Origin of the sequence: Paraflavitalea sp. CAU 1676, assembly GCF_029223285.1 — a bacterium.
In the GTDB taxonomy this organism is placed as follows: Bacteria; Bacteroidota; Bacteroidia; order Chitinophagales; family Chitinophagaceae; genus Paraflavitalea.
In genome coordinates, this window is sequence record NZ_JARHUJ010000009.1 from 113,932 (window position 1) to 140,324 (window position 26,393).

General features: G+C 47.8%; 20 protein-coding genes. 19 read left to right on the top strand and 1 reads right to left on the bottom strand.

Features of this window, described 5'->3' with window-relative positions; all coding sequences use genetic code 11:
• Positions 1-25: 25 nt before the first annotated feature.
• From P2H89_RS27610 to P2H89_RS27635, 6 genes are all read left to right on the top strand, one after another.
• Positions 26-1,594 (top strand): SusD/RagB family nutrient-binding outer membrane lipoprotein, encoded by a 1,569-nt coding sequence (locus P2H89_RS27610; protein WP_275833220.1) that lies wholly within the window; start codon positions 26-28, stop codon positions 1,592-1,594.
• A gap of 17 nt (positions 1,595-1,611) precedes the next feature.
• A complete protein-coding gene (locus P2H89_RS27615; protein WP_275833222.1) occupies positions 1,612-2,511 on the top strand; it encodes a DUF1735 domain-containing protein in 900 nt (299 codons plus the stop codon).
• Positions 2,512-2,616: 105 nt separating this feature from the next.
• Positions 2,617-3,288: a hypothetical protein gene (locus P2H89_RS27620; protein WP_275833224.1), complete on the top strand. Its 672-nt coding sequence runs from the start codon at positions 2,617-2,619 to the stop codon at positions 3,286-3,288.
• A 291-nt stretch (positions 3,289-3,579) separates the two neighbouring features.
• On the top strand, positions 3,580-6,870 hold the full coding sequence (locus P2H89_RS27625; RefSeq protein WP_275833226.1) for a SusC/RagA family TonB-linked outer membrane protein: 3,291 nt from the start codon (positions 3,580-3,582) through the stop codon (positions 6,868-6,870).
• A gap of 31 nt (positions 6,871-6,901) precedes the next feature.
• On the top strand, positions 6,902-8,380 hold the full coding sequence (locus P2H89_RS27630; RefSeq protein WP_275833228.1) for a SusD/RagB family nutrient-binding outer membrane lipoprotein: 1,479 nt from the start codon (positions 6,902-6,904) through the stop codon (positions 8,378-8,380).
• Between the two features lie 118 nt (positions 8,381-8,498).
• Positions 8,499-8,813, top strand: a complete 315-nt coding sequence (locus P2H89_RS27635; RefSeq protein ID WP_275833230.1) for a DUF3467 domain-containing protein — start codon at positions 8,499-8,501, stop codon at positions 8,811-8,813.
• Between the two features lie 36 nt (positions 8,814-8,849).
• Here the strand turns inward: P2H89_RS27635 and radC are convergent, their stop codons facing one another.
• Positions 8,850-9,542 carry a DNA repair protein RadC gene (radC, locus tag P2H89_RS27640; protein WP_275833232.1) on the bottom strand — a complete coding sequence of 231 codons (693 nt, stop codon included), beginning with the start codon at positions 9,540-9,542 and terminating at the stop codon, positions 8,850-8,852.
• A 123-nt stretch (positions 9,543-9,665) separates the two neighbouring features.
• Between radC and P2H89_RS27645 the strand changes: the two genes are divergently transcribed.
• From P2H89_RS27645 to P2H89_RS27705, 13 genes are all read left to right on the top strand, one after another.
• Positions 9,666-9,887, top strand: coding sequence for a hypothetical protein (locus tag P2H89_RS27645; protein WP_275833234.1), 222 nt, complete (start codon positions 9,666-9,668; stop codon positions 9,885-9,887).
• Between the two features lie 206 nt (positions 9,888-10,093).
• Entirely contained in the window at positions 10,094-11,032 is a 939-nt protein-coding gene (locus tag P2H89_RS27650) for a ribose-phosphate pyrophosphokinase (RefSeq protein WP_345799379.1), read from the top strand.
• A gap of 23 nt (positions 11,033-11,055) precedes the next feature.
• Complete coding sequence (locus tag P2H89_RS27655; RefSeq protein ID WP_275833238.1) at positions 11,056-11,694, top strand: 50S ribosomal protein L25; 639 nt, start codon at positions 11,056-11,058, stop codon at positions 11,692-11,694.
• Positions 11,695-11,819: 125 nt separating this feature from the next.
• Positions 11,820-12,398, top strand: a complete 579-nt coding sequence (gene pth / locus P2H89_RS27660; RefSeq protein WP_275833240.1) for an aminoacyl-tRNA hydrolase — start codon at positions 11,820-11,822, stop codon at positions 12,396-12,398.
• A 145-nt stretch (positions 12,399-12,543) separates the two neighbouring features.
• Positions 12,544-13,155, top strand: coding sequence for a fumarylacetoacetate hydrolase family protein (locus P2H89_RS27665; RefSeq protein ID WP_275833242.1), 612 nt, complete (start codon positions 12,544-12,546; stop codon positions 13,153-13,155).
• 85 nt (positions 13,156-13,240) lie between these two features.
• The gene (locus tag P2H89_RS27670; protein ID WP_275833244.1) at positions 13,241-15,370 is read left to right on the top strand and encodes an alpha-ketoacid dehydrogenase subunit alpha/beta; all 2,130 of its coding nucleotides are present in this window, start codon (positions 13,241-13,243) and stop codon (positions 15,368-15,370) included.
• Between the two features lie 193 nt (positions 15,371-15,563).
• Positions 15,564-16,277: a hypothetical protein gene (locus tag P2H89_RS27675; RefSeq protein WP_275833245.1), complete on the top strand. Its 714-nt coding sequence runs from the start codon at positions 15,564-15,566 to the stop codon at positions 16,275-16,277.
• Positions 16,278-16,778: 501 nt separating this feature from the next.
• Positions 16,779-19,895 (top strand): TonB-dependent receptor, encoded by a 3,117-nt coding sequence (locus P2H89_RS27680; RefSeq protein ID WP_275833247.1) that lies wholly within the window; start codon positions 16,779-16,781, stop codon positions 19,893-19,895.
• A gap of 22 nt (positions 19,896-19,917) precedes the next feature.
• A complete protein-coding gene (locus P2H89_RS27685) occupies positions 19,918-21,429 on the top strand; it encodes a RagB/SusD family nutrient uptake outer membrane protein (protein ID WP_275833250.1) in 1,512 nt (503 codons plus the stop codon).
• A 415-nt stretch (positions 21,430-21,844) separates the two neighbouring features.
• Complete coding sequence (locus P2H89_RS27690) at positions 21,845-22,378, top strand: LytTR family DNA-binding domain-containing protein (RefSeq protein ID WP_275833251.1); 534 nt, start codon at positions 21,845-21,847, stop codon at positions 22,376-22,378.
• Between the two features lie 98 nt (positions 22,379-22,476).
• Positions 22,477-23,610: a helix-turn-helix domain-containing protein gene (locus P2H89_RS27695; RefSeq protein WP_275833253.1), complete on the top strand. Its 1,134-nt coding sequence runs from the start codon at positions 22,477-22,479 to the stop codon at positions 23,608-23,610.
• A gap of 250 nt (positions 23,611-23,860) precedes the next feature.
• Positions 23,861-24,994, top strand: a complete 1,134-nt coding sequence (locus P2H89_RS27700) for a helix-turn-helix domain-containing protein (RefSeq protein ID WP_275833255.1) — start codon at positions 23,861-23,863, stop codon at positions 24,992-24,994.
• A 118-nt stretch (positions 24,995-25,112) separates the two neighbouring features.
• Positions 25,113-26,246 carry a helix-turn-helix domain-containing protein gene (locus tag P2H89_RS27705; RefSeq protein WP_275833257.1) on the top strand — a complete coding sequence of 378 codons (1,134 nt, stop codon included), beginning with the start codon at positions 25,113-25,115 and terminating at the stop codon, positions 26,244-26,246.
• The last annotated feature ends 147 nt before the right edge of the window (positions 26,247-26,393 follow it).

Here is a 26,393-nt window from a genome sequence, read left to right on the forward strand (position 1 = left end):
GGCAGGAGCGTATAAACAAAACAGTATGAAAAAAGCGCTTATAATAGCTATTATGGGAAGTGTGACCCTGGGCACATCCTGTAAGAAGTACTTTGATATAAACGAGAACCCCAATAAGGCGACCACTGCGACGCCGGTGCTGATCCTTCCCAATGCGCTCACCACGACTGCATCTGTGTTGAACGGATTTAACTCTTACGGTTCGCAGCTGGTAGGTTATTCAGCGAATGCAGGTGGATACGGCGGTTTTGGTACGGCTATCACCTACAACTTTTCGACTAACGACAACTCAGCCCGTTGGTCTGGCACTTATGATATGCTGGAAGATTATCAGGCTATCCTGGCTCCTACGGATACTATTCCAGGCATGAAGTATTACAATGCCGTTGCCCGTATCATGAAAGTGCACGGCTTCCAGTTGCTGGTAGACGCTTACAACGATGTTCCCTATGAAGAAGCGTTGAAAGGGCTTGGAAAATTGTCTCCTGCTTATACCGATGCCAAGGTGATCTACAAAGATCTGGCCGATCAGCTTGACAAGGCGATTGCCGACATCAATGCTGCTCCCACCACGCCTGGTATCCGTGAATTGAGTGCTACTGCGGACGTAATGTTCCATGCTGATATGAAAAGATGGAAGCAATTTGCCAATACACTGAAACTTCGCATTTTGATCCGTGCGAGAGGTAAAGTGACTTTCTCCAACAGCACTTTCGACAACGCAGGTTTCCTGACTGCTGATGCAACTATCAATCCTGGTTACAGAAGGGATAACAACAGGCAGAATCCCAAGTGGAACACCTGGGGCTTCTCTTACACAGGTTCCGATGGCAGCAAATCCTGGATGCCTAATACGTTCATTTATTCAATGTACAACGGTACGAGATTGTCTGATTCCAAACGCGGAGCGGCTATTTACTACCAGTTCCCCAGCGCGGCTCACAACCGTCTTGGTTATGAAAATACCAGCGTAATCGCCAGCCCTGGTGGCAGCTTCTGGTATCCCAGCACCAACAGAACCGGCACTTCTGCCGGTAATGCAACGGGTGTGTTGAAAGGCCCCGAAGCGAGCATGCCGATCATCACAGCAGCGGAAAGTTATTTCCTGCAAGCTGAAGCAGTGGTTCGTAACATAATTACTGGTGACGCCAAGGCGTTGTTCAATAAAGGAATCGAGGCTTCTTACACTTACCTGTACCAACTTCCTGATGGCACCCTCGCTGCCGGCAAAACGCCTGTTGCAGATGCTACAGCTTACGTAACAGATAACATTGCCAGCCCCCTTGTAAACTTTGACCTGGCTACGGATGAAGCAAAGAAGATAGAAGCTATTATTACCCAGAAGTACATTGCCCTCAACTTCGTGAATGGCGAGGAAGCCTGGAACGAATACAGAAGAACAGGTTATCCTACACTGTTGAACACAGCTGGTGCAACAGGATCACAAACTTTTGCGTCGACTGCGTCGGAGAGCACAAGACCTGACAGGCTCCCTACACGGATCTTGTATCCAACTTCCGAAGGTTCTTACAACACGACGAATGTTCCCAAGAACATTTCACCTTTCACTTCTTTGATTTTCTGGGCTAAGTAACTTTTAAAAACTTTAAGATGAAACATCTCACAATAAAGACATTGTTGTTCTCGTCCCTCGCCTTCAGCCTGACTGGCTGTTTGAAGGAGGCTACCATGAACGTTGACCCGGAGACTGCGCAAAGCACGATCGCACTGGCTAACACCGGTAATAACCTGGCTGTTGCAAAATCTCAGTTCCCCGGCTTTTACTCTGACCTTGGGACGCTGAAACCAGGCGAATCGTCCACTTTCAATGTGAACGTAAGCTATTCCGGTGCTCAGGATGCTCCTGAAGATATCACTGTAAACCTGGGATTGGACAACGATCTGATGGCATATTATAATACCACCAACGGAGCGCATTATGAAGCTCCTCCCACGACTTTGTATTCAATGCCGACTTCCGCAGTGATTAAAAAAGGTACGCGGATGGTACAGGTGCCTGTTAAGGTTACCTATACACCGACCTTTGATTTCTCGAAGAGCTATGGTTTGCCGATCAAGATCACTTCTGCCTCTAAAGGCAACATCAGTGTAAACTGGGGTAAAGCTGTTTACTCCTTCGGCTTGCGTAATATCTACGATGGTCACTACTCACTGAGGTTGTATTCTTTAAGGGCTGGTGATCCTGCCAAGACGGGCACCCGTAATCGTGCAGAGGGCATGGACCTGGTTACTGTAGGCGGTAACAAGGTTCAGTTTGGCGAATTGCAGGTTTGGGCTGATAACACCGGCGTAGGCATTGGAAATCCGATCCTAACCGTTAACGGAGATAATTCGGTTGATGTGTCCAGTGACGGTGGTGCGATCAATGCTCCCGGTTACAATTGCCGTTATGTTCCTGCAGAAAAGGCTTTCTACGTATCCTTTACCTGGGGTGCGGGTCCTTCTGCGAGGCTGGCAACGGATACACTGGTGTATGTGCGTCCACGTTAATTGTTATATCAGGTTAATTGCTTAATATTGAGACCAGCTATTTTTGAATAGCTGGTCTCTTTTTTTTATATGAACCTCTTCTCTAAACTTTTTAAATCGTTGTCTATGAGAAAATGTAGCCTGCTGGCCTTACTACTCGTATTACTCGCTGCGACACCTTATAGTTTGTTTGCCCAGGTTGTTACGGTCGAGAAAACTTTGCTCAATACATTCCTGCTCTCCAAATTTTATGCGGGAAAGGTTTTTTTGAAGAATGGAGCTGTTCAGGAAGCTGACTTGAATTACGACACAGAGACAAAAAACGTCGTATTCAAAAGCAATGGTCAGATCATGACTGTTACCAATCATGCGGATGTCGACTCCATCATCATGGCCAACCGGAAATTTGTTCCCTTTGAATCTACTTTCTACGAAGTGTTGGAAAACTCTACCATTGGGCTGTTCGCCACCTATATTAACAAGCGGAAACCGATCGTTGCTTCTACCAACAAGGAAGGTACTAAGCGTGGTGTCAGCGACAATGCCAATAGTGCGGTGGCGCCTGCTTATGTTAGCCGCCCGAATCAGTTAAATTACAAGGTGGATGTGCTCAGTCAATACTGGCTCAAAAGAGGGAACAGTTTTTATAAAGCGAACAACGAGAAACAGTTGTTGAAGGTATTTCCACTTAAAGACAACGAGGTTATAAAGAACTATATTAAAGAGAATAATATTGATTTCGGCAATCCGGATGATCTGATCAGGCTGGTTGCTTACTGCAATACACAGTTGAAGTAGTTAGTATAGAAATTCTTCTATTGCCCCTGCCGGTCCGTTCCGGCAGGGGCTTTTGTTTTTAACCTGCCCTGGAAGGCAGGACTGATGTGGGTTTGAGAGGATCGCGTTTCCGATCGCATTAGTCGAAGTGCGGCTTTTTGCAAGCCGGCATAGTGATATCTAACGGTGTCTTTATCGAAGATGCAGATTCAAGTAGCGTTTCTCACATTGGCAAGTATTTGTTGTTAAAATTTTGTAAAAGGCATGATATTTTCTTATATTTAATAAGTTCAAACCAAAATTAACTGTCACATGAGAAAATTTCTATCACTGCTTGCAGTGCTGGCATGCCTTGCATTGCCCACACTGTCACAAACGAGGTCTGTCACAGGCCGCATTACAGATGTCTTAGGAAGCCCCGTTCCGTTTGCATCTGTTGTTGTTAAAAGTTCCAAAGTTGGCGTTACTTCCGATGAAAATGGTGGCTTCAGGATCAATGCAGCCACCGGAGATGTATTGGTCATTACAGCGGTTGGCATGAAGCCTGCTGAAATAACCGTTGGCACGGGTGATGTCATCTCTGCCCGCGTAGAGCGGGTGAGCGCCATGGATGAAGTGGTGGTAACGGCCATGGGCATCAGGAGAGAGAAGAAAGCGTTGGGTTATGCTGTACAGGAAGTAAAGGGAGAGAATTTAACCGTTGCCAAATCGCTGGATGTGAGTTCTTCACTTGCGGGCAAAGTCGCTGGCGTTCAACTGGTCGGTTCACCCAGTTCCACGTACGACAATGCGGAGATCCTGATCCGGGGTGTTACAGGTCTCGGTCCACAGTCGCCTATTTTTGTCGTGGACGGTACCATTACTAACCAATCGGCGGTGATTATGGATAACGTGGAAAACATTTCCGTGTTGAAAGGACCTGCTGCTACAGCATTGTATGGACAACGTGCCGCTAATGGCGCCGTTATCATTACGATGAAGAAGGGCACTCGTAAAAAGGTAAGCGGCGTGGATGTAAACCTTGGTGTGACGGCGGAAAGGCTTGCCATTATTCCTCCTTATCAAAACCAGTATGCTGGTGGATATTCTTCAAACTACGCTACCAAAAAATCATTAAATCCGTCGGGCTGGACAGGCCCCGATTTTTTGGATGACCAGGGATATTACATTTTCCACTATCGCCCATCGAAAGGGCATCCTGCATCCTGGGCTCCTTTTGAAGGACAACGGATGCTGGAATATGGTGCCGATGAAAGCTGGGGCCCTAAGATTGATGGTTCTCTTTATCGTCCGTATTACTCCTGGTATCCCGGAGCCGAATTTGGCCAGCTTGTACCCATGACAGCTCAAGCGGATAACGTTAAGAACTTCTTTCGCACCGGCGTTAACCTGAATAACTCTGTCAGTTTTTATAGTGGGGGAGAAGGGTATAACTTCCGGGCAACATATGGCAATCAAAACAGAACCCTTGTTATTCCCAATTCGAAAAGGGACCAGAATCAATTTGGTATCAACGGTTCGGTGGATGTAGGCAAATACATGGTGGTCTCTACCGATCTTACCTATACTACTTCCAATACAAAGGGTAAACCACTGGAAGGCTACAGGCTGGATGGTCTGAACATTCAACAGAACTTCAACCAGTGGTTTCAACGGCAATTGGATATTGATCGGATGAAACAATACCGGCAGCCTGACGGCAGCCTTAACTCCTGGAATATTGGAGACCCAAATAACACGGGGAATTTCGCCGATTATAGTGTTCCCCAATACTGGGATAACCCGTACTTCGTGGTGAATGAGAACTACGGCACGCAACGGAACAATCGGTTGGTTGGTAATGTTGGTCTGAACATTAAGTTCAATAATCACTTCAACCTGCAGTCTTATGCAAGGATGAACAGTTATAGCAATCAAAATGATTTCAAAACAGCTACCGGTGGATTGAACCTTGATGCCTACGAAATTCTGCAGAATAACTATCGGGAAATGAACTATGAGACCAATCTAAACTACAGAAATAAATTTGGTGTGATCTCCGTCGATGGTTTGGTGGGAGGTAATATTCGTCAGGAGTATTTCAGTCAGCTCTCAGAAGCTACTGCAGGTGGCCTTAGTTCTCCCAACTATTTTGATATCCGCGCTTCCATTGCAAAGCCAACAGCGCTCCGTTCTTACTCAAAAAAGCGCGTGAACAGCATTTATGGTAAGGTGTCTGTTGGATATGATGATGTAGTATTCCTGGAAGGTACTTTGCGTAATGATTGGTCTTCCGCACTGCCCGAATCAGACAACTCCTATTTATATCCATCCATAAGCTCCAGCTTCGTGTTTACCGAGCTGTTGAAGACTTCGGGTATTACAAACGTGGTGACCTTTGGTAAGTTGCGCCTTTCGTATGCTTCTGTTGGTTCCGATCTCAATCCGCATGAATTGAACACTGCTATCAATATCGGTTCTTTTTATGGTAGTAACTTCTCAGTGGCTATCGGCGACCGCTTAAGAGGCGGAGATATTCCGGTAAAACCATCTTTGACAAGTGCCTATGAAGCAGGTGTTGAATTAAGATTTTTTAACCGCATAGGACTGGACGTAGCAGTGTATCAAAACAACAATACCAATCAGATCCTGCCGGTGGATGTTTCGCCGGCGAGCGGGTTTTCATCTGTGCAGATCAACGCAGGAAAGATCGTTAGCAAGGGGATTGAGATCTCACTTAGCGGCTCACCTGTTGCTTCAAAGGATTTCAGTTGGGAGGTTAGCCTCAACTGGGCAAGAAATACAAATATGGTCGAAGAGCTTTATCCCGGACTCAATACTTACCTGTATGCCACAAACCGGTATGATACACGCCTGGAGCACCGTGTAGGTAAAGAATGGGGTATGTACGTGGGTCGTAAATGGAAAACTGATCCTGCTACAGGGAAAACCCTGATCAATTACAATCAAAGTACCAGCGGCACTAAGAGTTCTACTGGTATGCCGGAGTATGAGACCAACAAAGATATTGGCCAGGTGTTGCCGAAATGGACCGGTGGTATGTTCAACGCGATGCGGTATAAGAACTTCGACCTGACTTTCTCGATCGACTATCAAAGCGGCGGTCTGTTTTATTCCGAAACCAGGAACTTCAATACGGGCGCTGGTTTGTCGGAAGAAACAGTTGGCGTTAACGACAAAGGAAATGACTGGAGAGACTATCCCGGAACCTGGACATTTGACGGTGGCAACACTGGCAAAGGTGGTATTCTCATACCAGGCGTATTCAATGATGGTAAAGGAACTCCCAACAACCGATATATTACTGCAAGAGGTTTTTGGTACACCGCTCGCCAAATGGATGCAAGCAATGTACTGTTAGATGCTTCTTACATTAAGCTTAGGGAGGTTCGTTTTGGCTATAGTCTCCCAACAAGGATAATCCAAAAGTTGGGGATTGCCAAGAGCGTCAATTTCGGAATCATCGTTCAGAATGCCTGGCTGATCTGGGCTAATTCGAAGAAATATGGCGTAGATCCTTCCGAACTGGAGGTATTCTATCGTGAAGGCGGTCAATTATCTGCTACCAGGCAGATTGGCGCCAACCTACGTGTAAGCTTCTAACCATTTTCGAAAGAACCTTAATGTATTTGAAATGAAAAAAATAATCGGAATAATAAGTGTATCCCTGCTTGTGGCAGGATGTAATAAATTCGGAGACACAAATGTCGATCCAACTCAATTGCTAAGTGCTGCAACGAAGAATTTGCTGACGAACTCTTTACAGGCCTTTCCCGATTTAACAATGGGCAATATCGCCGGAAGCAGACTTGCTGCGCTTTATGTTCAACATCTGGCAGAAGGTCCATATCCCGGGCCATCCCTTTACAATGACAGAAACCAGACATTTACGGCCTGGTATGCCGGATCGGGCGCCGTTACCCCCCCATCCAATCTGAATGGGCCCTTATATAATCTTCAAACGATCATCAATTACAATAATGAAGGCAACGTATCGGCAACCCCCAGTCTCAATGGAGCCAAGGACAACCAGATTGCTGTGGCCAGGATCCTGAAAGCCTACTTTTTCCTCCTGATGACCGATCGCTGGGGCGACATCCCTTATTCCAATGCTTTAAAGGGAGCCCAGGCTTTTTCGCCTACGTACGACAAACAGCAGGATATTTACACAGGCCTTTTCAAAGAGCTTTCTGAAGCCGTGGCACAAATCAAGGAAGGGGAGGCAGGTGTTACGGGCGACATTTTGTTTGATGGGGATATGGCTGCCTGGAAACGTTTTGCCAATACCACCAGGATGATTATGGCACTGCGCCTTTCCAAAGCCGATCCTGCGAAAGGGAAGACAGAGTTTGCTGCGGCCATTTCGGCAGGTGTGATAACTAGCAATGCTCAGAATATCTTGTACAAATTTGTTGCGGGTGACCCCAACAACTACAATCCCTGGTACAACAACTATTCCGTGAGTAACCGGAACGACTATGCCATCAGCACAACGATGACGAATTATATGACCCCCAAGAATGATCCCCGTTTGCCCATCTACGGAGAGGTGTTGGGCGGCAAGGTCGTAGGATTGCCTTATGGCAGGAGTGCTGCCGTTAATATACCATCGGCATTTAGTCGTATAGGTTCTTATTTTAGGGGCCAGGGTTCGGCGATGCCTATTTTTACCTATGCACAGGTATTGTTTTGCCGGGCAGAAGCAGCCAAGCTGGGATATGGAGGCGCACCAGACGACGCGACAGCAGAAACCCTGTATAAGGACGCTATAAAGGCTTCCTGGCAACAATATGGTGTATTTGATCAGACAGCCTATGACACTTATATAGCACTCCCTGAAGTAGTCTATTCATCAGCTACCGGACAGGAAAAGATCATCACGGAGAAATGGGTGCATGCTTACCTGAATAGCTGGGAGGCCTGGAACGATTGGCGCAGGACTGGTTTCCCCAAGTTGACAGCTGCCCAGGATGCGGTGGATCCGCGTGGTATTCCATTGCGGATCGGATATCCGACCACTGAGTCTTCCCTGAACAAGACGAATTACGACAAAGCAGTAACCGATCTCGGTGGCAAAGACGACAATTACGCCAAGATGTGGTGGGTTAAATAATCTCAACTTCTCATAAGTAAAAGGACTGCCTCCAAAGGGCAGTCCTTTTTTAATGTCAAGAGAAAATAGGCGTATTAAGGAATTGGTGGTAATTTTACCGGCCTTAATATGTTTAAGCATGGATAACCAAAGTCAGCAACCGAATCAACTTAATATTGAGATCAGTGAAGAAATAGCAGAAGGTATGTACGCTAACCTGGCTATCATTACTCATTCGCATGCTGAGTTTGTGATCGATTTCGTGAATGTGATGCCTGGCACTCCCAAAAGCCGGGTTAAGTCGCGCATTATTCTAACGCCACAGCACGCCAAGCGTTTCATGAAAGCCCTCACGGAAAATGTTAACCGTTTTGAATCACTTAACGGTAAAATTCAAGACCTCGAGGAAGTACAGCTTCCCTTGAACTTCGGCGGTCCTACTGCCCAGGCCTGATGCCTTTATAGGCCAGCGTGTTTCACAATATGAACGCTACAACATGGCTTCATCCGCAAAGCTGAAATAACCTTCTTCACTAACGATGAGGTGATCCAGTACAGAGATGTCGAACAGTTTCGCAGCCTCCTTGATCTTACGCGTAAGCAGCTGATCGGCGGCGCTGGGCTGCAGGCTGCCCGAAGGGTGGTTGTGACAAAGGATCAGGTTGATGGCATTTACCTCCAATGCCTTTTTGATAATGAGCCGTGGATCGGCGATGGTAGCCGTCATGCCTCCCTCGCTGATAATGGCGAAGTGTTTTACCCGGTTGGAAACGCTAAGGTACAGGACGGCAAATACCTCCGAATATTTATCCCGCAACAGGGTGCGCATGTAATTGGCCACATCCTGACTACTGGTGACGATCGACCGGTCAAACGACTCGAGCGCATGCCGGCGCCTGCCCAATTCGAAGGCCGCCATGATGATGGCCGCCTTGGCTTCTCCGATGCCACGGATCTGCGTCATGTCTACAGCATTGAGCTTGAACAGGTTATTGAGATTGTTGTTGGCCAGCCGCATCAATTCCTGGCCCAGCCCCACTGCAGATATGCCGATATGCCCATTGGTGAACAGGATCGCCAGCAGTTCTGCATTGCTGAGATCCATAGGGTTTTTCCTAAGGAACTTTTCCCTTGGCTGATCCTCCTTGTCCCAATCTTTAATGGGGTAATTTTTCGCTTGCATGAATTAAAAGTATCTGTTAATTTTCCCCCCTGTAATAGTAATCCACAGTGGGTAATAAGCTTGCCTGTCTGTCGTTATTGTTAAAGAAATCCAAACTTTATTGAAAACTTAATCCAGGATCCCATGAAACGGAAAACTACTTTTTTAGCAATCGGGGGCTACCAGCCATTCCTCTTCTGCATAGGCATGTATTGCGTGGCGCTGGCCTTTTCCATCTTTATCTGTTCGGCCATTTTCCATGTAGTGAACCCCAAGACATCGATCGTTCGTAAAAGCGAATCGCCCAGTCACCAGCAAATGCCTGTAAGTCCGGGCAAACAAGTGCTGCTGACGGTTACCAAATAATTGTAAGTCAATACATACTGCCGCGGCTGCCGCCTGGTGGCCCTGGTTCCGGGATATCCTGAAACTACAGCCCTTAGGGGTAAATGGTGGTTTCAGGATATGCTTTTTACAAATGCCGCAAGGGGAAAATATTTCCTAACGGGTCTCTATTAAATCCCTTTCCTTCGTTATATCTTCGCCGCACATTTACGTGTATGCAAACTTCCATCAAGGTATTCTCCGGTACTGGATCACAGTACCTGGCTGAAAAGATCGCCCGAAAATACGGGATTACATTAGGAAAAATTACAATTTCAAAGTTTAGTGATGGGGAAATTCAGCCTGTTTTCCAGGAAAGCATCCGGGGCGACATGGTTTTTCTCATTCAAAGCACCTTTGCGCCGGCTGAGAACTTATTGGAATTGTTGCTGATGATCGATGCGGCCCGCCGGGCTTCGGCCTATAAGGTCGTGGCCGTGATCCCTTATTATGGATATGCCCGCCAGGACCGTAAAGACAAACCACGGGTGGCCATCGGTTCCAAAATGATCGCCAATATGTTGGTGGCAGCCGGGGCCGACAGGGTGATTACCATGGACTTACACGCTCCGCAAATTCAGGGCTATTTCGATATTCCGGTAGACCATCTCGATAGCTCGGCGATATTTATCCCTTACATTCAGCAACTTCAGCTTGAAAACCTTACCTTTGCGGCCCCTGACGTGGGTAGCGCCAACAGGATTCGTGAAATCGCTTCCTATTTCAATGCTGAAATGGTGATTTGCGACAAACATCGTAAGCGTGCGAATGAAATTGCGAGCATGGTGGTGATCGGTGATGTAGCCGGCAGGGATGTAGTTCTTATCGATGATATCTGCGACACGGGCGGCACCCTGGCCAAATCGGCTGGTTTGCTGAAAGACAAGGGAGCCAGAAGCGTTCGCGCCTTGTGTACACACCCGGTTTTAAGTGGTAACGCTTACTCGAATATCGAGAATAGTGTGCTGGAAGAACTGGTGGTGTGCGATACGATCCCGTTGAGGCAAAAGATATCGAAGATCAAAGTGTTGAGTGTTGCTGAGCTGTTTGCTGTAGCGATCCGCAATGCCTACGAGAACAGAAGTATCACTGGCTTGTTTATCCATAGCCAGCGGAGAAATAACTAAGGAAATTTTAAATTTAAATACAAATGAAGTCAATTACAATTGAAGGCCAACTGAGGACCGGAACCGGGAAGAAAGCCGCCCGCCAACTCCGCTCTCAGGGTCAGGTACCCAGTGTAATTTATGGCGGCGCTACGGAGATCAGTTTTTCTGCTCCTGTGCTGGCTTTCAAAACGCTGGTTTACACGCCTGAATTCTTATTAGCAGACATCAAGGTAGATGGCAAATCTTACCAGTGCATCCTGAAGGACATTCAGTTTGACAAGGTAGATGACAGCCTCGCTCACATCGACTTTTTGGAACTCGTAGCTGACAAGCCTGTTATCGCTACTATTCCTTTGAAATTCGTTGGTACTTCTGCCGGTGTTAAAGCGGGTGGTAAGCTGATCACGAAGATCAAGTCGCTGAAGATCAAAACCCTTCCCAAGTTCCTGAAAGAGAACATTGAAGTAGACCTTACTTCGCTGGAACTGAACGGAAATATCCGTGTGGAAGATGTGGTTGCCCCAGGATACGAGATCCTCAACTCGCCCCGTATTCCTATCGCTTCCGTAGTAATGACACGTCAGCTGAAACAGGAAGAAGCTACAGCACCTGCTGCTAAAGCTCCTGCTACCAAGGCTGCTGCTCCTGCTGCTGCTGCGAAACCGGCCGCGAAGAAGTAATCATGTAAAGTTGAACATATTCATAAAGCCCGGTATCCTTTCCGGGCTTTTTTTTTCCTTCCGGTATTCCAAAGAATACCACGATGTGAGTATAGGCAGTACAGCTTATTTTAACTACTTTTTCCATGTCTAAGTTCCTGGTCATTGGTTTGGGTAATATCGGAGCAGATTATGTGCATACCCGCCATAATATTGGGTTTGATGTTGCCGAGGCCCTCGCTGCCAAGCATGGCGGCGCTTTCCGGGTCGACCGCCTCGCCGAGGTGGCCGAAGTGAAATGGAAGGGCAGGCAATTGATAATTATCAAGCCGACCACTTACATGAACCTGAGTGGTAAAGCTGTTAAGTATTGGATGGATAAGGAAAAGATCTCGTTAAACAACCTGTTGGTTATTGTAGATGATTTAGCCCTAACGCTGGCCAAGCTGCGTTTGCGCGGTTCTGGTAGCGATGCAGGGCACAATGGTTTAAAAAGTATCCAGGAATCACTTCTCACTGATCAATATCCCCGTTTGCGGTTTGGAATCGGAAATAATTATCCGAAAGGTCGCCAGGTTGATTTTGTATTGGGAAGATGGGCTGAAAATGAAATCCCGGTAGTGAAACAAAAGGTTGAAAAATCTGTCGAGATCATTGAAAGCTTTGCTACTATTGGTATCGAAAGGACTATGAATGAAGCGAATAAATTGGAGTTTCCACTATGATTTGTTAATTTCAATCTTTATTTTCGCCTTAATTATCCTTTCGGGGATTAAGATTAGTATCTAATATTCCTGTGAACCTGTACCCCCTGCCTTTCCAGGCTATGAAACTTGAAAACAATTATCTCAGTTAAACCCTTTGTTGAGTATGAAAATTTTCTGTGTTGGCCGTAACTATGTGGCTCACGCAAAAGAATTGGGTAATGAGGTTCCGGACGAACCTATCATATTTATGAAACCCAAGAGTGCTTTATTGCAAGCACACACACCGTTTTACTATCCTGAGTTCACCAACGAATTGCATTACGAATGCGAATTGGTATTGCGTATATCCAAGAATGGAAAATATATCCAGGACCGTTTTGCCAGCAAATACTATGATGCAGTAACCGTAGGCATTGATTTTACTGCACGCGACATACAAAACGAGCTGAAAGAAAAAGGCCTGCCCTGGGAAAAAGCCAAGGCGTGGGACAACTCGGCTGTTATTGGCAAATGGATCCCGCTGCAGAATATCAAGAACAAAAAGGATATCAACTTTTGCCTGTATAAGAACAAGGAGTTGGTGCAACAGGGCAATTCCAGCCTGATGCTCAACAACTTCGATAAAGTAGTGGCTTATATCTCCAATTACTTCTCGGTGAATATCGGCGACCTGGTGTTTACCGGTACTCCGGCAGGGGTGGGCGAATGTGTAGTAGGTGATGAACTGGAAGGATTTATTGAAGATGACAGCCTGATGAGTTTAGAAATCAAGTAATGAGTTGATTACATTATAAAGAAAAAAGCCATTTCGTGACAACGGAATGGCTTTTTTACTATTTTCCATACTTTGTTTGCTTGCCATGATCCATTCCGATGTTTTACTCAAAGCCTATGGCCTGATGTGTACGGCCGGGGCTATGGCCCAAACGTATGAGGCCAACCGTACCGTTTGTAAGTATGTTCATTCCACCTCTCGTGGCCATGAAGCCATACAACTGTCGACCGCTTTTCAATTACTTCCCTGCGATTATGTGAGTCCCTATTACCGCGATGAAAGTTTATTGCTGGGTTTGGGTTTTACGCCCTACCAGCTCATGCTTCAATTGCTGGCGAAGGCCGACGATCCGTTTACAGGTGGCAGAGAGTATTATTCCCATCCCAATTACCGTGGCAAGGACAAACCCGGTATCATTCACCAAAGCAGTGCTACCGGTATGCAGGTAATCCCTACTACCGGACTCGCACAGGGTATTCAACACATTGAAAAGCACCTCTCCGACAGGTTGCAGAAAGGTCCTAACGGCGAACTGCCGGTGGTGATCTGCTCGCTGGGCGATGCCAGTGTTACCGAGGGGGAAGTCAGTGAGGCATTCCAGTTTGCTGTATTGAAAAGGCTGCCTATTATTTACCTCGTGCAGGATAATCAGTGGGGCATCAGCGTGAGTGCGCAGGAAGCGCGTGTAATGGATGCTTATGACTATGCCGCCGGGTTTCCCGGTTTGGAGCGGGTACGTATTGATGGCAGTAATTTCGAAGAAAGCTTTGATAATATGCGCCGCGTGGTGCAATACGTACGGCAACACCGTACTCCTTACCTGGTGCAGGCCAAAGTTCCGCTGCTGGGCCACCATACCAGCGGTGTGCGAAAAGAGTTTTACCGCTCGGCAACCGATTGGGAGCAGCACCTGGCCAACGACCCGGTACCCAGGCTGCGGCAGGTATTGCAGGCGAGAGGGTATAGGGAGCCGCAATTGCTGCAAATAGAGCAGGATGCGCGGGCTGCTGTAGCTGCCCAGTTTGGGCAGGCACAGGCTGCTCCGGAGCCTTCTCCGGATATGGTGCAGGATTTCGTCTTTGCCCCAACGCCGGTGGTGAAGGAGCAGGGCAACCGGAACGGGGCCGCTGCAGTTATTGGAGGGCCTGAGGAGGCGGTAAATGGCCCCCAGGCTGCCACAGGAGCCCAGGGCGGTAGTAAGATCATGATGGTTGATGCTGCACTCTTTGCGATCCGGGAGATCATGGAAGAGTATCCGGAAGCGATCCTGTACGGCCAGGATGTTGGCCGCCGGCTTGGCGGGGTATTCCGCGAAGCGGCTACCCTGGCGGAGCAATTTGGCGACCACCGCGTTTTCAATACGGCCATCCAGGAGGCCTATATCATTGGTTCTACGGTAGGTATGAGTGCTGTAGGGTTGAAGCCCATCGTAGAGGTGCAGTTTGCTGATTATATTTACCCCGGTTTTAATCAACTTGTTACGGAAATCTCCAAATCATGTTACCTTAGCTGTGGAAAGTTTCCGGTACAAACGGTTATCCGCGTACCGATCGGAGCATATGGCGGCGGAGGTCCTTACCATAGCGGCAGTGTAGAAACTACCCTGCTTTCCATCAAAGGACTGAAGATCGCCTATCCATCCAACGCGGCCGACATGAAAGGGCTGATGAAAGCAGCCTTCCTGGACCCCAATCCTGTGATCATGTTAGAACACAAAGGGCTTTACTGGAGTAAAGTTCCCGGCACTGAAGACGCAAAGACCACTGAACCCTCCCGGGATTATATCCTGCCGTTTGGCAAAGGCAATGTTGTATTGCAGGCCAGTGAAAGCGCCGTCCGTAACGGCGAATCCTGTTGCATCATTACGTATGGAATGGGCGTGTATTGGGCCAAAGCAGCAGCGAAATATTTTCCCGGTCAGGTGGAGGTTGTAGATTTGCGTACACTGTACCCATTAGATGAAAAGCTGGTATACGAAACCGTGGCCAGGCACGGTAAATGTCTTGTGCTGACAGAAGAGCAACAACAGAATTCTTTTGCAGAAGCACTGGCCGGCCGTATTGCCCGCAATTGTTTTCAATCACTCGACGCCCCCGTAGAAATAACAGGCTGTATCAACATTCCAGCCATACCCATGAACATGCAGCTCGAACAGGCTGCATTGCCTAATTCTGAAAAAGTAAAAGCTGCTATAAGCAGGCTGCTATTGTTTTAGCACGAAAAATGAGTTTACGTTACCATGACAATTGTCCTTAATCTACCCATTTAGTTGGTTACACATGATAAGTAGGTTTCGCAATGGTTGCATACATCCCCTGCATTGGCCGCTTATAATAATTTAACAAACTGGATATACTAAAAATTGTCTTATTTACGTAGAGTATCGTACTTAACACCCAGCTAGCGCCATGAAAAACAAATACCTTAAAGGCGCCCACCTTTCCGAACGGAAAGTGAGGGAGCTATTGAAACTGTTTTGCGAAGACCTCACCGCTACGCAAATAGCAAACATCTCCGGTATAAGCCGGATCACGGTGAACGCCTATTTTAAATTGATTCGCACCCACATTGCCAGGTTTTGCGAAGAAAAGAATCCCTTACGTTACCGGAATGGTGACGTAGCCTTCCTCCCCATGGAGCACGGGATTGGGCATAGCCCCGAAAGCAATGGACTCACGGGTAAGAAAGCATTCTACGGCATTTTCAAGAAGGAAGAGCACATTTTCACCGACAAGATGCCCTGTGTTGAAACCAGTTGGTTGTACGACTGGCTGAAAGGCAGGGTAGAAGCCGATGAAGAGTTGTTGCAGCGGCATCACCTGCATGTGTACAACGGGATCGCCGACTTCAACAATGTGCGTCTGCTGCGACTGCAGGCGGGCCTCAATGGAAATGTACGGGGAAGATCACACATCGATGAGATCGACCTCTTCTGGGGTATGCTGAAAGCCCGGCTGGTCAAGTTCAGGGGCCTTAATGGAAACACCCTTTACCTACATGTGAAGGAAACAGAATTCCGCTACAATTTCAGGGATGCCGACATCTTCGAATTGTTGCTGGATATCCTGCACAAACAGCCATTACATTATTCCAAGATCGTTCGGCAAAAGGCCGAAGGATAAAACTTACTCCGGGGATTTTCCGGTATATGCCTATCGCAACTCATCCCTGGATCATTAAAAACAGTTGCGGTAATAGAATTTTTCTCATGTGACTCGCAGGTGGTTTCTACCACCTGCTTTTTTTTTAACGGTTCCATCCATCCGCTGCATTTCCCTTTTAAATAGTGGAAGATTTAGATACATGATAAACTGATGTCGCATTATCAGTGCAAATGATTAGTCTTCTTTTTATTGTGACCTTGATAACATGATCGCAAATAATTGTCATGGGAAATTATGGCATATAGTTCGCCCGCTGCTTTGCTCATCGCACCATGCTTCTGCTGAACAATACTTATTTACCATTCATCATTGACGCCGAAAGCCGATCTGTTGCTACAACCCGCGAACAATACGCATCCCGTTTCGCCGTACTTATCAAGCCTGTTAACGCGACATGTAATAACGTGCTAACAGGCTGGGCTATCTGGATAGCTTTGGTGCAAACAAAGCTATACTGTTATGAGACGATCTTTACTCATTGCGATATGGTTGCTATGCATGGCAGCCGTTGTGCAGGCTCAATCGAGAACCATCACCGGCAAAGTAACCGACAAAGCAGGTACCGGACTGGCCGGCGTTTCAGTTACGATCAAAAACTCTTCTACCGGTACTCAAACTGCCGACAATGGCGATTATTCCCTTACGGTACCTTCCAATGCACGTATACTGGTTTTCTCGTTTGTGGGTCATGCGGTGGAAGAAGTAAATATCGGCCGCAGCAACACCCTCAACGTAACGCTTTCTACGGAGGAAAAGAAACTCGATGAAGTAGTAGTCGTGGCGTATGGCACCCAACGCAAGCGTGAAGTGACCAGTTCCATCGCTATAGTGGATGATAAAGCTATTAAACGCCAGCAGGTAACGACTGTTGGCCAGGCATTGCAGGGCACCGCCGCCGGCGTGCTGGTGGTGAACAATTCCGGCCAGCCGGGTGATAACCCGCAGATACGCATCCGGGGTATTGCTTCGCTCAATGCCAATGCCGAACCGCTGCTGGTGCTTGATGGCATTCCATTCGATGGCAACCTGAATATGATCAACCCCAACGACATCGAGAATTTCAGTGTATTGAAAGATGGTACGGCCACTGCCTTGTATGGTTCCCGGGCTGCAGCCGGGGTAATACTCATCAATACCAAAAGAGGACGTAAAGGGATGGCGCCCTCCATCTCAGCAGGCGCCAGCTTTGGCGTGGCTTCGCGCGCCCTGCCCGAATACAATTTCGTCAACTCGCAGCAAATGTTCGAGCTGGGTTGGGAAGCACTCCGCAACCTGTATGTCGATAATGCCGTGCCCAACCCGGCACAGCAAGCTACCGACGATCTGATCGGGGAGATCAAGTACAATCCTTTCGGTGTACCCAAGCCGGTAGGTACCGATGGTAAACTCATTCCAGGCACCAACCTGTTGTGGAATACCGACTGGAGTAAAGAGCTTACCCGCACCAATGCGCTGCGGCGCGATGTAAACCTGTCGGTTGCAGGTGGCGGTGATCAATCGCGTTATTTCTGTTCAGCGGGTTATCTTACCCAGGAGGGATATGTCATCACCTCCAAATTCAACCGCATCAGTGCACGGTTCAATTATACGAACAACCTGAAGGACTGGCTCGAGATCGGCGCCCGCACCGCGGTGGTTTTCTCCGACCAGAACTATCCCGACCAGGCAGGCGGTAATTTCGAGAACGTTATTCAATACATCCGCACCATGTCGTCCATCTACCCGGTTTACAAACGGGGCGAGAACGGGGAGGAGCTGCTGGATGCACAAGGCAAACCGATCTATGATTTTGGCAGTCCCGACGCCAGCAGAACGGTGAACGTGAACCGCAATTCGCTGCAACCTTCGAACCTGGTGGCTACCACACTCGTCAACACCGAATCGCGTAAACGTTACCAGACCAATCTCAACACCTACGCCGATATCAGGCTGGCCAAAGGGCTCAAGTTCAGGAGCAGTTTCGGGATCGATAAGTACCTGTTCGAGTCGTTGAGCTATGAAACGCCCGAATTTGGTAACGGACAGAATGTAGGCGGACGTGCCCGCCGGCAGAACGACAATACGACTTCCTGGACCTGGAACAATATGCTCAGCTACAATCGCTCCATTGGCTTCCATACCATCGATGTGATGGCGAGTACCGAAGCCTATAAATATGAGTTGAAGACATTGGGAGGCCGCAAGATCGCGTTTCCCTTTGCAGGGTTAACCGAGTTCAGTACGGCTGCTACCACCGAAGCCCTCACCAGCGGCACTACCACAGAAACTCTTAACAGTTACCTGGGACGTGTGAAGTACGATTTCAAGGGTAAATACTTTGCCGAGCTCACCGTGCGGTGGGATGGATCGTCGCGCTTTGCACCGGGCAATCAGTGGGGCTTCTTCCCGGCGGGTGGTGTTTCCTGGCTCCTCAGTGAAGAGGAATTCGTGAAGAATATTTCTTTCATCAATTTCCTCAAGCTGAGAGCGAGCTATGGCGAGGTAGGCAACAACCGGCTCACCAGTTATTTCCCTTACCTCAGCACGTTCAGCGGGGGCTACGATAACCTCAACAATCCGGGCATCTACCTCGATCAACTGGCCAATGCCGATGTACGCTGGGAAAAGCAGGGCAACCTGGATATCGGGGTCGACTTCGGTATCTGGAAGAACAGGATCAATGGTAGCATCGATTACTTCCGGAAATCATCCATCGATCTGCTGTTCACCAAACCGCTGGTCTTTTCGGGCGGTATTCCCTCCATCGATTACAATATCGGTACCGTTGTCAATGCCGGCGTAGAGTTTACGATCAATGCCCGTGTACTGGCCAAAAAGAACTTCGAGTGGAACTCGATCATCAATGCTTCTTTCGTGAAGAACACCATTAAAAAGCTGCCACAGGAAAAAGTGCTTTCCGGCCCTTATCAACTCGAAGTAGGCCGGTCGTTCTATGATTTCTATATCCAGGAATGGGCTGGGGTAGACCCCACCAACGGCAAACCGCAATGGTTTGCCGATGAGCTCGACAACAATGGCAACCCCACCGGCAAAAAGAATATCGTGAACACGTATGCAGAAGCTTCGCGGTATTATATGGGTACGGCCATTCCCAAGGTAACGGGTGGCTGGACCAATACGCTCACCTTTAAGAGTTTCGACTTCAGTATGCTCATCAACTTTGCCCTTGGCGGCAAGATCTATGATGGAGAATACAGTAACCTGATGCATGGTTTTACCGCAGGCTTTGGTGATCAGCTGCATACCGACATGCTCGGCAGGTGGCAAAAAGCGGGTGATGTGACCGATGTGCCACGGATCGATCTGAACAATACCGATATCAACCAACGGTCGTCAAAGTATCTCTATGACGGCGACTATGTAAGGTTGCGCAACATCACCCTCGGTTTTACTTTCAATCCCGACAGGCAGCAAAAGGTCATCAAGAGTTCCAGGTTCTATGTACAGGCCGATAACATCGGCACCTGGAGTAAACTGAAGAAAGGATCGGATCCGGAGACCGACGTGGATGGCAATTCCCGTCCTCAGTCATCGGTGTTCAAGATCATTTCTGCCGGACTGGAACTTACTTTCTAAGGAACGACTAAAACGAATGTTTATGAAACGACAATTATCATTATTATATATAGGTGCGCTGTTGCTGGCTGTAGTTACCGGCAGTGGTTGTAAAAAAGAATTCATCACCGATCCCAAACCAACGGATGCAGTATCTGAAGACGATGTCTTTAAATCGGTGAGCGGCGTGCGTTCGTATTTTTCGGGTATCTACCGCAATATGCGCAGGCAGTGGTCGAACCTGGACAATACAGCCGGTGGCGCTACCGATACCTGGGGTTACAATTCGATCAACCTGGCGCGCATCAATAAAGGAACCGATATCATCAATCCCGGCGGGTTCTATCAATTCGATTACCGGCACGAAAACCGGGAGCCTACTTACCGGCGAACCATCTTTACCTGGGGTTTCTTTTATGAACACATCAACCAGGCCAACGTAATAATAAAGGGGGTAACGGCAAGCACCTTGCCGGCTGCCGATAAGAAATTGCTGGAGGCCGAAGCCAGGGCCATACGCGCCTGGTTCTATTTCGATCTTATCCGCGAGTTTCAGCACACGATTGCCAAAGACGCCAATGCGCCGGGCGTTCCATTGTATACCGAACCCACCGGGTTGGAGAACGAGGGCAAACCAAGAGGTACCATTAAAGAAGTATATGACCTCATCAATGCCGATATTGAATTTGCTACCCAATCGTTGGGCACCGGACGCCTGGTGAAGAGTGATATCAATATAAATGTGGCCTGGGGTATGGCCGCCCGCATTTACCTCGAGCAGCGACGCTGGGCCGATGCGAAGAATGCAGCACAGAAAGCGAGGGCGGGCTACTCACTCGATGCAGCCTCTTATGCCAATGGTTTCAGTGATCTGGGTTCGCCCGAAGTGATCTGGGGATTTCCGCAGGCGACGGATATCGGCGGGCAGTCATTATATTATGGTACACCCAGTTCCTTTTACGAGAAAACCGGCAATGGCTACGATAACTTGTTTGTGAACTCTTCCCTCGTGGCCAGTTTTGCACCCACCGACGTGCGCAACCTGTTTTTTCTCACCAGCGGCAATCCGAACAGCGCCCAGCGTTTTTCGACCAATAAGTTTGGTAGCGCCATTGCGGAGGAAGTGGAACTGATTACCGGCGAGGTGGTGCCGCTGAAGGCGACTTTTTTCAACGAGGCGCTGCCCATGATCCGCGTGGCGGAAATGTACCTGGTAGAAGCGGAGGCCAAAGCCGAATTGAATGAAGCAGATGCGGGCGTGCCTTTGCTGGCTGTTCAAAAAAGCAGGGATGCTTCGGCAACAGCTTCCGGCAATACGGGCGCCGCGCTCATTACCGAAATATTGCTCGAACGACGTAAGGAGTTCTATGGCGAGCTGGGCCTGGATTACCTGGATGTAAAAAGGCGACAACTACCACTCGTTCGTACAGGTAATCATCCGGCTGCCTATCGCTTCACTATTCCCGCCAATGACAACCGGTTTATCATGAAGATCCCGCAAAAAGAATTCGACTCGAACAAGAAACTCAACCCGGCGACCGACCAAAACGGATGATGAAAAAGCTATGCCCGAGAGCTCAAATTGGGTGCTTTACTTTCAACATCGTAGGGTAATAGCAAGTCTCATGGAAAGGCAGGTGGTATTTACCGCCTGCTTTTTTTTGTGAGAAAAGTCATTTTGTCACCAGAAACTTTGCCAGACCGACCTAATCCGATGCTCAAACATCGTTTTTGTGCACCGAGCCGACGTAAAAAAGCGACATTGATCAGCTATTGACTGCGGGTCTAAACAAGGACAGCGAAATCAATAATCGTCGGGTTTTTACATGGTTATGATGTAATGAAGTAAAAAATCATAGTAAACCCGGGAATCGGGTGAATCTTTATAAGGCTTTACGGGATTCAGGGGCCAAAAAGTGGGGTTTGATAGTCAAATTTGGAACTTTGGTGGGTCAAGAAAAACGCAAGACATGAGCAACATTACTTCAGCAACCATCAACAAAAGCACTATGCAAACCGTGACATTACGACATGAGGAAGAAGCGATCGTAGCATCTTTATTTCCCCGCCAGGAGCAGCCCACCTCAAGCGCTCAACTCACAGCGCAACTACAGGAGTTGCTTCAATTACTGAACCCCGATCAACCCAAACCAGCCGGACCCGTTTACCGCAACCGATTCCTGATCCGCAAAGGCCATCAGTTCATTTCACTGCCCGTAACAGAGGTCAGGTATTTTTATTCCAAAGAGAAGATCTGTTTCGTAAAAACAAATGATAACCGCGATTATGTGGTGCCCTTTACCATCACGGAGATCGAGGAAATGATATCGCCCGATATGTTCTTCAGGGCTAGCCGGAAATATATTATCAGTCACAGCGCAATTACTAAAATACTCGTTTGGTTCAACGGCAAACTGAAGGTGGAAATACAGCCCAATGTTGGCGAGGAAATTATCATCAGCCGGGAGCGTGTTAACAATTTCAAGGTTTGGCTGGGCGAATAACTTTAAGAAAAATTCTTGAAAGCGGGTTAGAACTTTAGCGTCATTCTGGCTAATATTGCTGCGCAAACATTATCTGGTAGCATATTAGTATTGTGGGTATGACTGATTCGATGTTTATTTTGCCCGGTTTTTTCAAGTGGCTTTTCCTAATGGCGGGGGCCCAGGGAGTTATTCTATCGCTGGTACTCTGGCGCCATAAAAGCAACCGTAAGCAAAACAGGCTGCTGAGTCTGATCGTGCTGATCTATTCTTATGCAGTATTCTTTTTTATAGGTACATATACTAAGGAGGTCTTTTTCCATCCCCTGTATCCCGGCGTGGTATCGGGCTGGGTATTCGGAACTACTGGCGTTGTCTTATTGCTGATGTATGTACGTACCTGTTTTGGGCTACCGGCCCATCCACCAAGGGCCTGGTTGTACTGGATTCCCACAGCTTTCTTCCTGGTAATATTGGTAATGCATTATGCACATCCCGAAAGGGAGGGGGGGCGTTATGGCAATTGGGGAAGACTTGGTGTTGCCTATGTTGTTTTTATGACCGGGCTTTGCTATTACAGGTTCCGTCAATTCTCCAGGTGGGGAACCATGGCAATACAGAGCCAGAAAACCAAACAATACCTTCGTTGGGTGCTGGCCTTTTTCGCGACCTACTCAGGCATGCAGATCGTTAGCTTTTCGCTGTGGGATTTTATTTCTTTCGAGGCTTCGCTATACATTTCAATTGCGGTAAAGCTGTTTACTACGCTTGGTATCTATGCCATCGCTTACCTGAATGTGCAGAATGCGCACCAGGTGGCGCCGGTAATGATGGCGTTGCCGGTTGAACAGGCAGAAAAATACCGCTTCTCTTCGCTCGATGAAGATACCGCCAACAGTATTCGTGAACAGTTGATGGCGTTGGTAGGGGCAGAGAAGATCTACCTGCAGCGCGACCTCAAGCTCAAGGATGTGGCCGACCGATTAAATACCACCGTGCATCATTTATCGCAGGTACTCAATGAGCGGATGGGTATAAGCTTCCCCGACTTCGTCAACAAGCTGCGCATCGAAGAAGCTACCCGCCTGCTGGCAGGCGGCGACGACAGCAAGATCGAATCCATTGCCCTCGATACCGGTTTCAACAACAAAGTGTCGTTCAACAAAGCCTTCAAAAAGTTTACGGGACTTACTCCCTCCCAATACAAAACGCAGCACCACACTGTTTCGGGGGTCGATGCCAACCTCAATTGAGCAATAGAAAGTTAAAGCATCTCCTTTCTGTCTTTGCGCCATTGCCGATGGTTTAGCCGCAAACTTACCGTGATCTCGCAACTCCATAAAACTGAGGTGATTGTCACCGTGTCATCCGTATGGGTAATGACAAAAAAGGACCCCGGGATTAATTTTAGTAAAAAATTAATTGACCGGTTGGCACATGATCGTCATTCTGGCTAATATTGTTGTGCAAACATTATCTGGCAGCATTATTAGTATTGTGTGAATGACTGATTCAATGTTCATATTGCCCGACTTTTTCAAGTGGCTTTTTTGGATGGCGGGAGCCCAGGGGATCATATTATCCATTGTGTTGTGGCGTCAAAAGAGTAACCGGCAACAGAACAAATTGCTGAGTTTGATATTGCTGACCTTTTCATTGGGTCTGTTCTATTTCATTGCTACTTATACTAAAGCAATTTATTCTCATCCGCTATATCCCGGCACCATGTCGGGATGGATTATCGGTACGGCAGGCGCCACCTTGTTGTTAATGTACCTGCGCACCTGCTTCGGTTTACCCGCCCATCCGCGAATGGCCTGGTTATACTGGTTGCCTACCGCTTTTTTTGTCGGGCTGGCGATCGTTTATTATACGAATCCAAAACGCAATGGGGAAGATTACGCGCTGCTTGGCTGGATAGGGCTGCTCTATTTTATCAGTATTACTATTTTATGTTGCCTCAGGTTCAGTAAGTTTTCCCGGTGGAGTACGATTGCCCAGCAAAGTCAGAAAACAAAACTGTACCTGAAATGGGTTTTGTCGATGTATGCTTCTTATTGTGTGTTGCAGCTTATTACCTTTTCCCTATGGTATTTTGTACCCTTTGTAGTTGCATTGTATGTATCGGTGTCGGTAAAGCTGATCACGTCCGTTGCCATTTATGTGATTGCCTACCTCAATGTGCAGCATGCGCACCAGGTGGCGCCGGTGATGATGGCGTTGCCGGTTGAGCAGGCTGAAAAATACCGCTTCTCTTCGCTCGATGAAGATATGGCCAACAGTATCCGTGAGCAGTTGATGGCGTTGGTAGGAGCGGAGAAGATCTATCTGCAGCGCGACCTCAAGCTCAAGGAGGTGGCCGACCGGTTGAATACCTCGGTGCATCACCTGTCGCAGGTACTTAATGAGCGGATGGGCATAAGTTTCTCCGACTTCGTCAACAAACTGCGAATTGAGGAAGCTGCCCGCCTGCTGGCCGCTGGCGACGACAGCAAGATAGAATCCATTGCCCTCGACACCGGTTTCAACAACAAGGTATCGTTCAACAAAGCCTTTAAAAAGTTTACAGGCACTACGCCCTCCCAATACAAAATACAGCACCTGGCAGATGCAGCTATCGATGCGCACCACCATTGAAGACTTCCCCTGAACGCAGGTGAATAAAAAATTGTATTTGACGGGTAGGCACCTGATCGTCATTCTGAATATTATCGCCTGGCAAATATTTTCTGGCAGCATTGTTAGTATTGAGTGTATGAAGGATTCAATGTTCATATTGCCCGACTTTTTCAAGTGGCTTTTTTTGATGGCGGGGGCGCAGGGCGTCTTTTTGTCAATTGTGTTGTGGCGTCATAAAAGCAACCGGCAACAGAATAGATTGCTGAGTTTGATCGTGCTGGCCTTTTCCTTGTCCTTGTTTTACTTCATCGCCATCTATACCAAAGCGATTAATACCCATCCTTTATTTCCAGGCATCGTGACCGGTTGGGGGCTGGGTACCGCCTGTGTCACCTTGCTGTTGATGTATGTAAGGACCTGCTTTGGATTGCCGGCCAGTCCCCCGATGGCCTGGCTGTACTGGTTGCCCACCGCCTTCTTTGCAGGGCTGATGGTGGTGTTTTATGCCGACCCCAACAGGGATGGCGCAAGTCTTGGGGAATTTGGATGGGTTGGACTTGTGTATGTCCTGACCATAACCTGTGTTTGTTTTTACAAGTTCTATAAGTTTTCTCAATGGGGTACCATGGCGCAACGGAGTCAAAAGACCCGGCAATACCTGCGCTGGATATTGTTATTCTTTGCAACGTACTTTGGTGTGCAGCTCATCAGGGCCATACTCTGGTTTTTTGTACCCTTTGAGATCTCCCTCTACATTGCCATATTGATAAAGCTGTTTTCTACTGTCGGTATCTATGCCATTGCTTACCTCAATGTGCAGCATGCACACCAGGTGGCGCCGGTGAGGATGGACTTGCCGGTTGAACAGGCTGAAAAATACCGCTATTCTTCACTCGATGACGATACCGCCAACAGTATCCGAGAGCAGTTGATGGCGTTGGTTGGTGCGGAGAAGTTCTACCTGCAGCGCGACCTCAAGCTCAAGGGGGTTGCTGACCGTTTAAACACCACCGTGCACCATTTATCGCAGGTGCTCAATGAACGAATGGGCGTTAGCTTTCCCGACTTCGTCAACAAACTGCGTATTGAAGAAGCTACCCGTCTGCTGGCGGGCGGCGACGAGAGCAAGATCGAATCCATCGCCCTCGATACCGGCTTCAATAACAAGGTATCGTTCAACAAAGCCTTTAAGAAGTTTACAGGAACTACTCCTTCCCAATACAAAATGCGGCGCCTTACGGATGAAGCTGCGGATGCAAGCCTCCAGTAAGGCCGGGATATGTAACGGCTACGCATTTGATATAAGGCAATTATGACAGTTCTGTGGCGTAGATTTCCGGTTTTCTGACTTTTTCTTATCCCTTGGCAAAATATTTACACATTCTATTTCTGTTTAAACAGATGGATTCTATATATT